The sequence below is a fragment of the Pseudomonas sp. PAMC 26793 genome (genome assembly GCF_000313235.1).
Lineage (GTDB): Bacteria > Pseudomonadota > Gammaproteobacteria > Pseudomonadales > Pseudomonadaceae > Aquipseudomonas > Aquipseudomonas yamanorum.
Genome location: NZ_AMXG01000018.1, coordinates 17843 through 30601, shown reverse-complemented (window position 1 = coordinate 30601; position 12759 = coordinate 17843). Strand labels below are relative to the sequence as shown.

Here is a 12759-nt window from a genome sequence, read left to right as displayed (position 1 = left end):
CTACAAAAACTCCACCTGCGCCGGTCGGCGTTTCATCAACACCTTGCCTCCACGAATCGAATACAACGGCAATCCCTGGCTGCGAATCACTTCATAGTCGCTGTCCGCAGACAGGATCAACAGGTTCGCCGGACGTCCCGGTTCCAGGCCATAACGATCCCCCAAGGCCATGGCCTTGGCGCTGTTGTCGGTGACCAAGTCGAGGGCGCTTTGCAGGTTGCGATAGCCGAGCATGTGGCAGATATGCAGTCCGGCTTCCAGCACCCGCAGGATGTTGCCGTTACCCAGTGGATACCAAGGGTCGACGATGGAGTCCTGGCCGAAGCAGACGTTCATGCCGGCCTCCAGCAGTTCGTTGACCCGGGTCACGCCGCGGCGTTTGGGGAAGGTGTCGAAGCGGCCCTGCAGGTGGATGCTTTCGGTGGGGCAGGAGACAAAGCTGATGCCCGAATGCCCCAGCAGGCGGAAGAGCTTGGCGCAGTAGGCATTGTCGTACGAGCCCATGGCCGTGGTGTGGCTGGCGGTCACGCGGGCGCCCATGTCGCGGCTGCGGGCTTCTTCGGCCAGCACTTCGAGGAAGCGCGAGTGCGGGTCGTCGGTTTCGTCGCAGTGCACGTCTACCAGGCAACCAGTGCGCTCGGCCAGGTCCATCAGGAACTTCACCGAACTCACTCCCTGGTCGCGGGTGTATTCAAAGTGCGGGATGCCGCCGATCACGTCGGCGCCCAGGCGAATGGCCTCTTCCATCAACGCGCGGCCATTGCGGTAGGACTCGATGCCTTCCTGGGGGAATGCGACGATTTGCAGGTCGATCAGGTGGCCGCTTTCCTCGCGCACTTCGAGCATGGCCTTGAGTGCGGTGAGGTCCGGGTCGGTGACGTCGACATGGGTGCGCACATGCTGGATGCCATGGGCGGCCAGGGTCTGGATGGTTTTCTTGGCGCGGGTCTTGGTGTCTTCCAGGGTGATGGTGGCCTTGCGTTCGCCCCAGCACTCGATGCCTTCAAACAGTGTGCCGCTCATGTTCCAGCGGGGTTCGCCAGCGGTCAGGGTGGCGTCGAGGTGGATATGCGGCTCGACGAAGGGCGGTACCACCAGGTTGCCGGCGGCGTCCAGGTCGTCGGGGCCGGCTATGGGAGCAGCGCCTTGTTGGGTGATGCTGGCGATCCGGCCGTGTTCCAGGTGCAGATCATGCAGGCCTTCACGGTTGCGCAGGCGGGCGTTGATGATGTGCATGGGCAAGTTCCTCTTGGCAAAAAACAGTCAGGCAGACAGCCGCCAGATCATCAGCGCGATGCCGATGTCCAGGCGGTCATAAGCATTGTCCAGGCTCAGGCCGCACAGGGCTTCGATGCGCTGGACGCGGTGCGTCAGGGTGTTGCGGTGAACCGCCAGCCGCTGGGCGGCGGCCACAAGGTTACCATTCTCGTGGAACCAGGCTTCCAGGGTCGGCATCAGGCTTGGGCCGTGGTGCAGGTCATGCCGCAACAGCGGCCCCAGGCGTTCGTTGAGAAACTGGTCGAGCAGGGCGCGATCACGTACGCCACTGAGCAGCTTGAGTACCCCCAACTCATCGTAGACGCACAGCCCGGCGCGCTCACTGAACCGTCGTGCAGCTGTCAACGCCTGACGTGCCTCGTCCAGGGCCTGGGCCAGGCGCGCGGGTGGGTGCGCGGCAGCACTCAGGCCGATAAACAGTTTCAAGGGGGCCAGGCGCAGGTTCAGTGCTTTCAACCAACCGGCCAACAATTGGCGGTTGGCCAATGCCGCACCCGCGTCCATCGCCGGCAACAGCAACGTCCATTGCCCGGCACGCCCCAGCACGGGCAAGCGCGATGGGTGCTGCGCAGAAAACTGGCGCAAACGCCGGGTAATGGCATCGTGCTGACGGGCAAGCTGTGCCTCTACCACCGGCGCTTCGCCTTGGGCAAACAGTGCATCGCTGCCGTCCAGTTGCAGCTGGACGACCTGCCAATGTCCGGCCAACGGCATGTCCAGCTGCGCAGCGCGGTGCAGCAGCAAATCCAGGGATTGGTAATCACCGGCCAGCAGGCGCTCCAGCACATCGTGTCGCGAGCGCCCCAACTGCTGCGACTGGATCAACGCCGAGCCGATGGCCTGGGTCACCAGCACCATCTTCAACGAGTACGGCTGTTCGATCAGCGGCATGCCCGCCTCTTGCGCCGCTTCCAGCAGACGCAGGGGAATCGCCCGGATATAGTCCGGCCCCGTGAGGATCACCAGGCCGGCGACCTGGCGCTGACAGGCTTCGTCCAGCAGCACCAACAGATTGGCCTCATCCCGTGGGTGATTGATGCCGGTGACAAACACCAGTTCGCCCCCCAGCACCCATTCGGCGATGCCGCTGTTTTCCGCGACATAGGGCCAGCGCACCGTGTTCTCCAGGCCGGCTTCTCCGGCCCGCAGGCACATCGACTCAAGGCCAGGCAAGGCCAACACATCGGCGATGGTCAGGCTCATGCCTGGACGTCAGCCAAAGGTGCTCGCACCCGTAGCACACTGGTCAGCACGATATAGGTCAGCGACGCCGCCACAATCCCCACCAGTGGAGCAACCCACGGCGAATGAAAGGCCAGCACCGTGCCCACGGCATAGGCGATCAGTCCTGGCCAGTTGAAGGCCGGCAGGCGCGTATCGGCCAGGCGCGGATAGTGGCCACGGTAGCGATAGAAAAAGTCCGCCATGATCACCCCGCCAATCGGTGGAATCACCGTGCCCAGCAGGATCAGGTAGGGCACCAGCATGTCGTACATGCCCAGCAGCGCCAGCAGGGTGCCGATCACCGCACCGGCGAGGGTCACCGTTTTGCGGCGCTTGGTGCGCAGCAGGTTGCAGCCGGCAACGGCGAAGTTGTAGATGGTGTTGTCCTGGGTGCTCCAGATATTCAGGAGCAACATGGCCATGGCCGCCATGGTAAAACCTTGCAGCAGCAACACTTCGACCACGTCGGGCTGCTGGTAGACGATGGCGCCGTAGGCACCGATCAGCACCATCAAGCCATTGCCGATAAAGAAACCGATCAGGCTGGCCAGCACCGCGACCTTGGCCGAACGCGAGAATCGCGTCCAGTTGGTGGCCTGGGTCGCGCCGCTGACGAAGGTGCCGAACACCAGCGTGATGGCGGTGGACATGTCCAGCTCTCCGGTGGGAACCACGGCCAGCAGCCCGTCCAGTCCGCCGACCTTTACCGTGGCGACCCACATCGACAGAAACAGCAAAATGCCCATGGCCGGCACGGCGATGTAGGACAGAATCTCCAAACCGCGATAGCCCACGTAGGCCGTCGCGCAGAACATCATGCCAAACAGCACCATCAACCCCAGTACGCTGCCCTGGCTCAACTCGAAATATTTGCCCAGCACCACGGCGGCGGTGGCGGTGCCCCAGGCGTACCAGCCGATCTGGGTGAAACCGAGGATCAAGTCGCTCAACTTGCTGCCCACTTCACCGAAGCAGAAGCGCCCCATCAGTACCGAGTTCAAACCGCTCTTGAACGCGATGTAACCCAAGCCTGCGGCGTAGATACCCAACAGCAGGTTACCCAGGGCCACGACGCCGAGCATCAGGGTAAAGCTGAAGGCCACCCCTAGCTTGCCGCCGGCGAACATGGTCGCGGTAAAAAAGGTAAAGCCCAGCAGCACCATGGCGGTGGAGGCCAGGCCTTTGCGGGCATGCATGGGCACCTCGCTGAGAGGGTAGTCATTGCCCGATTCGTTCTGCGTCATGTGCCGTTCTCCCTGAATGAGTGACGCAGGCCTATTGCACCCGTCGTGCCAAGTGCAAGGCAGTGACGGGCGCACGGTCAGTGCTGTGCAGGTTGCACAGTATTTATAGCCAAACAGGGGAAGCACGCAGGGGGGGATTGGTCTTTCTGCCCAGTCAGGCGCGAAAGCGGTGCAGCGGTGATACAAATTGGATCACCGGTTATTCAATCGAACAGGGTGTGAGTGGTCTCGCCGCGATGAAATGCAAAGGCGGCCTCAAGGTCGCTTTCAATGGTGCGGCCACGGGACAACGGCGGCAGGTCGTCGAGGCTGAAGAACCCGACTTCCGTGGTTTCGAATCCCGCTGCTGGCGCCAGTTGATCAACCCGTTCGCACAGAAAGTAGAGTTTGTAGAAGTCGCGGATATCCGGCCGGTACAAGCCTTTGGCCTTATGGGTGACGCTGTACAGCGCCCTCGCGGTGACGGTCAGTCCGGCCTCTTCGCGGATCTCCTTGATGATGTTTTCAGCGGCCGACAAACCAATATCCGCATAACCACCAGGCAACGCCCAGCAGCCATCCGTCAGCTCGCGCACCAACAGGATCCGGTCGCCCTCAATCACCGCGCCCCGCACATCAATCATGGGCGTTGAATAGCGCTTGGCAAAATCCGGCACCAGCCCGGTGATGCGCTCCAGCGGTACCTCACCCAACTGCGCCAGCATGCTGTGGGCAATCTGGGCGATTTCCTCGAGGCGCTCGCGCTCGAAGTCATCGGTGCAGAAGTGCAGTCCCGTGGAGGCCAATGCTTGCAAGCGCTTGGCCTGGGCCAGCCAGGTGTTTTCCATGAAGGTTCCTTCAATGGCGGCGATATCATCGAGAGGCCCTGACTGTAAGGGACTCACCGGTATAAAAAAACCACCGCAAGGGTGGTTTTTTTACATCACCGGCTTATTCGCCGCGGTAGATGCAGCCGCTGGTGCAGGTCTCATGGATGCGAATCGCGCTGAGTTCCGGCAACAACGGTTTCAACTCATTCCAGATCCACTTGGCCAGCACTTCGCTGGTGGGGTTTTCAAGGCCCGGGATGTCGTTGAGGTAGTTGTGGTCGAGGCGCTCGTAGAGCGGCTTGAAAATCGCCTTGATCTCCGAGAAGTCACGGATCCAGCCGGTATGCGGGTCGAGGTCGCCGCTGAGGTGGATCGCCACCTTGAAAGAATGGCCATGCAGGCGCCCGCATTTGTGGCCTTCCGGAACGTGGGGCAGGCGGTGGGCGGACTCGAAGGTAAACTCTTTGAAGATTTCCACAGGGTTTTTCAGCTCGGTGAGGTGTCTGGCAGGCGGCGAGTTTAACAGTTTGTGACCTCGCCGCGCACACCTCTTGATCAGAGGGCCAGCAGGCGTTCGCCCAATTGCCCGTTGTCGGCCAGTTGCAGAAACTCGTCACCCAGCCGCTGGCTTTCGCTCATCGCGGTTTGCCAATATTTGTTGCGGCCCGGGTCATCCCCCATGAAGCGCTTGAAGTCGCTGCGGTCCGGCAGTTTGCCGTGGGGCAGGCGGGCCAGGTATTCCTTCGACGGTGCCAGCAGCAATACATCCTGCAAGCCCTGTTGACTGGCGCGGCGCCACGGCAAGCCTTTGTCGAACCAGCCAGGAATGACCCGGTCGGTGAAGTGCGGGTACAGCACGATGTCATCGCCGTGGTAGGGCAGGTCGAGGTGATAGTCCAGCAGGCCGCCATCGCGGTAGGTGCCAGCACCGGCGCCGGGCAGGTCGCGCACGCCTTGCATCACCATGGGGATCGAGCCCGACGCCAGCAGCGCCTGGCGCAGGTTGCCCAGTTCCAGATTCAGGAAACGCGACGGGAAATCCTCCAGCGTATACAGCGGGGGTGCCTGGCGTGGGTCGTGGACGATCAGCCGTTCGAAGTGCCGGGACAACCGCGCGCGGCCCCGCAGGTTGTCGGCGATCACCGAGGACAGCCCCAAACCGAGGCGACCGCGATGATCGTCGGCGAGCAGGCCATGGCTTTTGACCACCATGATGTTCAGCCGGTAGTTCGGGTTGTCGAGCACCCGGGCATCGCGGCCGGCCAGCAAGTCATCGAGCATGCGCACGCAGCTCTGGCTGACTTCGGCCATGGTCACGCCTTTGACAAAACTCTGTTCGTTGTACAGCCGGCCCAGGTCGAGCAGGCCTTGCACCGGGTCGGGCAGGCACGCACTGGCAAACCGCCAGGAACCAATCGAGGCGCCGATCAGCGCACGTTCACGTGGCGCGCGGGGCAGCCAGTCGCCGAACAGCGCCAGGTCCAGACCCTGGATGCCCAGCGCCTTGGGGCCGCCGGCGGCGCCGGGAAGGATGCCGACGTCCGCAGGCGCAAGCCCCTGCTCACGAATGCGTGTGAAGGCGCGTTTACCGGCCTTGAGGGTCAGGGCGGGGAACTTCATGTGGATAGCAGTCATACCGGTCTCATCGACAGCGAGCGGGGCAGTATAGGAAATCTTGCGCGGTTGCAGGCAAAGGTATTGCGCAGAATTGCCATGGTGGCAATTCAGTTTCAGTTAAGTTGGATCCAGTACCGTGAGCCCCGTAGGCAAAATATCCTGAAACGGAGACTCACCATGAAATCCCTCACAGCCTTGATCGCCAGCAGTATCATCGCCCTCACCGCAGGCGTCGCCCAGGCTCGCGACCTGGGGCCGGATGAAGCACTGAAGTTGCGCGACGCTGGTACCATTGTGTCTTTCGAGAAGCTCAACGCCATCGCACTGGCCAAACATCCCGGCGCCACCGTGCATGAAACCGAGCTTGAAGAGGAATACGGCAAGTACCTTTATCAGGTGGAACTGCGCGACGCCCAGGGCGTTGAGTGGGACCTGGAATTGGACGCTGTGACCGGGACCGTCCTCAAGGATCATCAGGATACGTAATGAAGGTAAATCTACGCACCAGCGTTCAAGTGGCGCTGGTGCTCTCGGCATTTTGCTCAGGCCTGGCCGCGCGGGACCTGGGCCAGGATGAAGCGCTGCGCCTGCGCCAGAAGGGTGTCATTGCGCCGCTTGAGCATCTGCTGGGCCCGGCTTTCGAGCGCTACCCGGGTGCCAAGTTGCTGGACGCCGAGCTTGAAGAGCACAAGGATCGACCTGTGCGCTATATCTATGAAATCGAACTGTTGACGGTGGAAGGCGTGGTGCGCGAGATCGAACTTGATGCCAACACTGGTGAACTGCTCAAAGACAAGGAAGACGACTGATGCGCCTGCTCCTGGTGGAAGACCACGTCCCCCTGGCCGATGAGCTGATGGCTGGGCTAAACCGTCAGGGCTATGCCGTGGATTGGCTGGCGGACGGGCGTGATGCGGTGTATCAGGGGCGCAGCGAGCCCTACGACCTGATCATCCTTGACCTCGGCCTGCCGGGTTTGCCCGGGCTTGAAGTGTTGACGCAGTGGCGTGCCGCCGGCCTGGCCACGCCGGTGCTGATCCTCACTGCCCGCGACTCCTGGGCTGAGCGCATCGAAGGGCTCAAGGCGGGTGCCGACGATTACTTGAGCAAACCGTTCCATCCCGAAGAACTGCACCTGCGTATTCAGGCCTTACTGCGCCGTTCCCATGGCCAGGCCAATCAGCCGACCTTGCAGGCCGCCGGCTTGCATTTGGATGAGGGCCGCCAGTGTGTGATGCGTGATGGCGAGGAGATTCAACTGACCGCCGCCGAATTTCGGCTGTTGCGTTACTTCATGCTGCACCCCGAGCAAATCCTTTCAAAAAGCCACTTGGCCGAACATTTGTACGATGGCGAGACCGAACGTGATTCCAATGTGCTGGAGGTCCACGTCAATCACCTGCGCCGCAAGTTGGGCCGCAGCGTGATCGAGACCCGGCGCGGGCAGGGTTACCGTTTCGGCGCCAGCCCTGCATGAAGTCGATCCAGCGGCGCCTGAGCCTGGGGCTGATCAGCGTCATGGTGATCGTCGGCCTGGTGCTGGCGCAAACCAGCCTGTGGCTGTTCGAAATGGGTCTGCAACGCTACCTGGAATCGGGCTTGCGCAACGACAGTGAAAACCTGCTGGTGGCATTGGTGCGTGGGCCTGCGGGGGTGCAACTGGATGAACAGCGGTTGTCTCCTGCGTACCAGCGTCCGTTTTCCGGGCACTATTTCCGTATTGATTTTGCCGACACCCATTGGCGTTCCCGCTCGCTATGGGACCAGGAATTGCCGCAACTGCCTCACGCCGGGCTCAAGGGCAACCTGCAGTTGGGGCCGGAAGGCCAGCAGTTGCTGGTACTGCGTTCGGACTACAAGCGCTTTGGCCAATCGATTTCCATCAGCGTGGCCCAGGACTACACCCCGGTCAGGGAAAGCTTTCGCCTGATGCGCCAGATCGGCCTGGTGCTGGGGCTGGCGGCGCTGTTGCTGATCCTGATCCTGCAACGGGTCACCGTGCGCCGGGCCTTGCGCCCGCTGGAGACCGCGCGCAACCAGATCGCGCAACTGCAGCAAGGCCAGCGTTCGCAACTGGACACTCAGGTGCCGGTGGAACTGGAGCCGCTGGTGGCGCAGATCAACCATTTGCTGGCCCACACCGAAGACAGCCTCAAGCGCTCGCGCAATGCCCTGGGCAATCTCGGCCATGCCTTGAAAACCCCGTTGGCAGTGTTGCTGAGTGTGGCATCCAGTGAGCAGCTCAAGGACCATCCGCAACTGAGCAAGCTGCTGCGTGAACAGTTGGAGCAGGTGCAACAACGGCTTAATCGCGAACTCAATCGTGCGCGCCTGGCCGGCGAGACGTTGCCGGGTGCCTTGTTTGATTGCGATGCTGAATTGCCGGGGTTACTGGCGACCCTGAACATGATCCATGGCGAACACCTGGATTTGAGTTACCGCGTACCGCCCGGTTTGCAGTTGCCGTGGGACCGTGAAGACCTGCTGGAACTGTTGGGTAACCTGCTGGACAACGCCTGCAAATGGGCGGACGCGGAAATTGTATTGAGCATCAGTGAAACCCCGGAAGGCTTTCGGCTGGTGGTGGAAGATGATGGGCCGGGGATTCCCGAGCATCAGCGCGACCAGGTGTTCAGCCGAGGCACACGGCTGGATGAGCAGACTGACGGGCATGGTCTGGGGCTGGGTATTGTGCGGGATATCGTAGAGGTGTGGGGCGGGGTACTGCGGCTTGAAGAAAGCGAACTTGGTGGTTTAACGGTAGTAATCGACTTGCCACGTCGCCACTAGCAGGGTGGTGAAGAAGCAAGCCTCTTCACCACCGGCGTGTTATCAAACCCTGAACTGGTCCATCAGGCTCTGCTGCTGATTCGCCAAGCTGTTCAACGCCTGGCTGACCCGCGCCGACTCATTCGCCTGCTCGGACAACGACTCCGTCACATCGCGAATCGTCGCTACGTTGTTGTTGATCTCCTCGGCCACCGCGCTTTGCTCTTCGGCGGCACTGGCGATCTGCAGGTTCATGTCGCTGATCACCGTCACCGCCTCGCCGATCTGGCGCAAGGCGGTCACGGCCTGGCCCACCTGTTCGACGCTGCCCTGAGCCTGGCGATGGCTGTTGCTCATGGAACCGACCACTTCCTGGGTACCGCTTTGCAATTGCTCGATCACCAGGCGGGTTTCTTCAACCGACTCCTGGGTACGTCGCGCCAGGTTGCGCACTTCATCGGCGACCACCGCAAAACCGCGACCGGCTTCACCCGCACGAGCAGCTTCGATAGCGGCGTTCAGTGCCAGCAGGTTGGTTTGCTCGGCGATTGCACGAATCACTTCCAGTACCGAGCCGATCTTCTCGCTGTTGGCGGCCAGCCCTTCAACCTGGGTCATCGCAGTACTCATGTCCGCCGCCAAGTGGCCGATGCTGGTGGTGGTGCGGTCGATCACGGTCAAGCCTTCACGAGTGGCCTGGTCGGCATCGCGGGCGGCCTGGGCGGCTTGCGCTGCGCTGCGGGCAACGTCCTGGGCGGTGGCGCTCATTTCGTGGGAGGCGGTGGCCACCTGGTCGACCTGACGGTATTGCTGCTCCATGCCTGCACTGGTTTCAGTAGCAATCGCCGCCGACTGGTCGGCGGTGCCACGGGCGTCCTGCACCGAGCGTTTGACCTGGGCAATGATCGGCTGCAGCTTGTCGAGGAAGCGGTTGAACCAGCCAGCCAACTCGCCGAGTTCATCGTGCTTGTCGTAGGCCAGGCGCCGGGTCAGATCGCCTTCGCCACTGGCAATGTCTTCCAGCATGCGCGCCACGCCGAGTATCGGCCGGGTTACGCTGCGGGCCATCAGCCACACCAGCAACAGGCCGACGATTGCTGCCAGCAGGCCCAGGCTCAGTTCCAGCAGGGTGCCTTTGGCGTTGTCGGCATCCAGTTTGGACTTCAGGGCCTCAGCCGGGGCGACAAGGACTTTTTCCGGTACGTCCAGCAGAACGCCCCACGGTTTGCCATCGGGAATCGGCTGGAACGGCGCGAGCACCTTGAGTTGATGGTCGGTGCGCACGCTGCGGGTCTGGGTGCTGGTGGAAAGCGAACTGATCAGCTGCGCGCCGTTGGCCGTGTCGACGGCGTCCAGGCGCTGGGCGAGTTTGCCGGCGTCCGGGCTGTAGCCGGCCAGCAGGCCCACCGGGCTGATGATGCTGACGCTGGTCTGGCCGTCATAGAGTTTCTGGCTGACGCCCTGGCTGACGGCTTGCAGGCTGTTGAGGTTGATGTCCACCGACAGCGAGGCGATGACTTTGCCGTTGACCATCAGCGGGAAGACGATGCTGGTCATCAGCACCTTTTGTCCGTCGATCACATAGAAGTAGGGTTCGATCACGCACGGCTTGAGGGTGGTACGCGGGCACGTGAACCAGGCGTTGGCTTTTTCGCCGCTGGGTCCGACGCTGGTGTCGGACATGTCGCTTTCGGGCAGCGACATTGAAGTCAGTTTGCCCGCAGTCGGCTGGGACCAGTACAGCGCAAAACGGCCTTTGTCGTTGCTGCCCAGCTCTTGCTGGTTGGCGAACAACTCGTCCTTGCCATCCAGTGCGTTGGCCTCGAACACCAAGGACAGGCCTAGCAGTTCCGGATTGGCCTGCAGCGCGGCCTTGACCTGGCGGGTGAGGTCTTCGCGCAGGTCGAAGGCATCCAGGAAGCGTTTCTCCGCCTGTTCACGCAGGAACAGCACCTGCCGGGAAAAACCGTGGCCGTATTGATAGGCGTCCATGAACTGCTGGCGAATGCCCAAGGCCTGGACCTCACCCTGGGCTTCAATGCGGGCCTGGGCGGCTTTGTCGAGCATTTCCATGCTGGAAGCCTTGACCAGTTCGGAGCTCTGCGCCATGCGGTACAGCGAGAGACCTACCAGCAAGGTCACGATGCCCAGCAGGCAAAGTCCGGCCAGCAGGGTAATTTTCCATTGAATGGACAGCTGTCTGAGCGACATGGAGCCTTCCTTAACTTTCGATACGACAGAGACGATCTGCCTGTATCGGCCGCACAGGATTTTTCTTTATTCAAACGATCAATTTAAACTCGTTTGCGACGCCGTTCTTTGACATGCCCGCCCACCTGCTGCAAAGTGCGCGCCCTCTAATAAAACGCCTTTAAAACCTGGTTTGCGGCAGCCGTTCCCGACAGCAGCCCGGGCAGGTGCGTGCTTTTTTTAGTTTTTCTGTCTTGAGGTAACGATGATTAATGCAGTAATCGCCGCGGTCGGCACGATGCTGGTGCTCAGCCTGTCCCGCGTGCATGTGGTGATCGCGATCATTGTCGGCGCCCTGGTGGGTGGCCTGACCGGCGGCCTGGGTATCGATGCAACGCTCAAGGCGTTCAACAGCGGGCTGGGTGGCGGTGCGACGGTGGCGTTGTCCTACGCGCTGCTCGGCGCGTTCGCCGTGGCGATTGCCAAATCCGGCCTGGCCCATGCGCTGGCGGACAAAGCCCTGCTGCTGGTGGATCGCCAGGAAGCCACGGGCGGCAGTCACGTCAAATGGTTGTTGATCGGCCTGCTCTGGGTGGTGGCCATCGCCTCCCAGAACATCCTGCCGATCCATATCGCGTTTATCCCGCTGCTGGTACCGCCGCTTTTATATGTGCTGACCAAGCTGCAGCTGGACCGTCGGCTGATCGCCTGCGTCATGACCTTCGGCCTGATCACGCCCTACATGTTCTTGCCGGTGGGCTTCGGCAATATCTTCCTGAATCAGATCCTGCTGGCCAACGTGGCCAAGAGCGGCGTCGACATCAGCCACGTCAACGTCACCCACGCCATGGGCCTCCCGGCGCTGGGCATGGTGGTCGGCCTGCTGGTGGCGGTGTTTATCAGCTACCGCAAGAAGCGCGTGTACGACCTGGAGAAAATCGAGCGGGTCGAGCAGGTGGCGGTGCAATACAACCCGCTGACCCTGCTGGTGGCCGGCCTGGCAATCGCGGCAGCGTTCATTATCCAGCTGTGGCTGGACTCGATGATCATTGGCGCCCTGGCCGGGTTCCTGATCTTTTCGGTGTCGGGGATTGTGCGCTGGCGCGATACGGATGACCTGTTCACCGAAGGCATGAAGATGATGGCAATGATCGGCTTCATCATGATCGCCTCGTCCGGCTTTGCCGAAGTGCTCAAGGCCACCGGTGAAGTGCAGACACTCGTGCAAGCCTCCGCGGCTTTCATCGGCCATAGCCGTGGTGTGGGCGCGCTGCTGATGCTGCTGGTGGGGTTGCTGGTGACCATGGGTATCGGCTCGTCGTTTTCCACGGTGCCGATCCTCGCGGCGATCTTTGTGCCGTTGTGCGTGCAGTTGGGCTTCAGCCCGCTGGCCATCGTGTGCATCGTCGGCACGGCCGGGGCATTGGGTGATGCCGGCTCACCGGCGTCGGACTCCACCCTGGGCCCGACTTCTGGTTTGAACATCGACGGCCAGCATCACCATATCTGGGACACCGTGGTGCCGACCTTCCTGCACTACAACATTCCGCTGCTGGCGTTTGGCTGGTTTGCCGCGATGACGCTCTGACGGGATTGTCCTACAGATTTATTGTAACTAGCCGTTAACC

General features: G+C 61.7%; 12 protein-coding genes and 1 pseudogene. 5 read left to right on the top strand and 8 right to left on the bottom strand.

The window, feature by feature from the left end; translation table 11 throughout:
• The 6 genes from codA to D109_RS0106175 form a co-directional block, all read right to left on the bottom strand.
• Positions 1-1236 carry a cytosine deaminase gene (gene codA, locus D109_RS0106200; RefSeq protein ID WP_017476162.1) on the bottom strand — a complete coding sequence of 412 codons (1236 nt, stop codon included), beginning with the start codon at positions 1234-1236 and terminating at the stop codon, positions 1-3.
• 27 nt (positions 1237-1263) lie between these two features.
• Positions 1264-2481 carry a PucR family transcriptional regulator ligand-binding domain-containing protein gene (locus D109_RS0106195; RefSeq protein ID WP_017476161.1) on the bottom strand — a complete coding sequence of 406 codons (1218 nt, stop codon included), beginning with the start codon at positions 2479-2481 and terminating at the stop codon, positions 1264-1266.
• Positions 2478-3746, bottom strand: coding sequence for a cytosine permease (codB, locus tag D109_RS0106190; RefSeq protein ID WP_017476160.1), 1269 nt, complete (start codon positions 3744-3746; stop codon positions 2478-2480). Before codB ends, D109_RS0106195 begins: the two co-directional genes overlap by 4 nt.
• A gap of 203 nt (positions 3747-3949) precedes the next feature.
• Positions 3950-4573 (bottom strand): NUDIX hydrolase, encoded by a 624-nt coding sequence (locus D109_RS0106185; protein WP_017476159.1) that lies wholly within the window; start codon positions 4571-4573, stop codon positions 3950-3952.
• Positions 4574-4676: 103 nt separating this feature from the next.
• A complete protein-coding gene (queD, locus tag D109_RS0106180) occupies positions 4677-5033 on the bottom strand; it encodes a 6-carboxytetrahydropterin synthase QueD (RefSeq protein WP_003190259.1) in 357 nt (118 codons plus the stop codon).
• Positions 5034-5110: 77 nt separating this feature from the next.
• Positions 5111-6190 carry a hypothetical protein gene (locus D109_RS0106175; RefSeq protein WP_017476158.1) on the bottom strand — a complete coding sequence of 360 codons (1080 nt, stop codon included), beginning with the start codon at positions 6188-6190 and terminating at the stop codon, positions 5111-5113.
• Positions 6191-6349: 159 nt separating this feature from the next.
• Here D109_RS0106175 and D109_RS0106170 point away from each other — a divergent pair, with 159 nt between their 5' ends.
• Genes D109_RS0106170 through D109_RS0106155 form a run of 4 tightly spaced genes read left to right on the top strand, consistent with a single transcriptional unit; the run spans position 6350 to position 8962 of the window.
• Complete coding sequence (locus D109_RS0106170; RefSeq protein ID WP_017476157.1) at positions 6350-6658, top strand: PepSY domain-containing protein; 309 nt, start codon at positions 6350-6352, stop codon at positions 6656-6658.
• Positions 6658-6981 carry a PepSY domain-containing protein gene (locus D109_RS0106165; protein ID WP_017476156.1) on the top strand — a complete coding sequence of 108 codons (324 nt, stop codon included), beginning with the start codon at positions 6658-6660 and terminating at the stop codon, positions 6979-6981. Before D109_RS0106170 ends, D109_RS0106165 begins: the two co-directional genes overlap by 1 nt.
• Positions 6981-7649 carry a response regulator transcription factor gene (locus D109_RS0106160; RefSeq protein WP_017476155.1) on the top strand — a complete coding sequence of 223 codons (669 nt, stop codon included), beginning with the start codon at positions 6981-6983 and terminating at the stop codon, positions 7647-7649. The genes D109_RS0106165 and D109_RS0106160 overlap by 1 nt, the downstream gene beginning before the upstream one ends.
• On the top strand, positions 7646-8962 hold the full coding sequence (locus D109_RS0106155) for a sensor histidine kinase (RefSeq protein WP_017476154.1): 1317 nt from the start codon (positions 7646-7648) through the stop codon (positions 8960-8962). Before D109_RS0106160 ends, D109_RS0106155 begins: the two co-directional genes overlap by 4 nt.
• 42 nt (positions 8963-9004) lie before the next feature.
• On the opposite strand, the gene D109_RS1000000135235 is transcribed toward D109_RS0106155, so the two are convergent.
• Both D109_RS1000000135235 and D109_RS1000000135230 read right to left on the bottom strand, forming a co-directional pair.
• Entirely contained in the window at positions 9005-9760 is a 756-nt protein-coding gene (locus D109_RS1000000135235; protein WP_371103565.1) for a methyl-accepting chemotaxis protein, read from the bottom strand.
• Positions 9761-9862: 102 nt separating this feature from the next.
• Positions 9863-10009, bottom strand: a pseudogene (locus D109_RS1000000135230) (HAMP domain-containing protein); the annotation flags it as partial.
• 1390 nt (positions 10010-11399) lie between these two features.
• Here D109_RS1000000135230 and D109_RS0106145 point away from each other — a divergent pair.
• A complete protein-coding gene (locus D109_RS0106145; RefSeq protein WP_167410187.1) occupies positions 11400-12719 on the top strand; it encodes a Na+/H+ antiporter family protein in 1320 nt (439 codons plus the stop codon).
• The last annotated feature ends 40 nt before the right edge of the window (positions 12720-12759 follow it).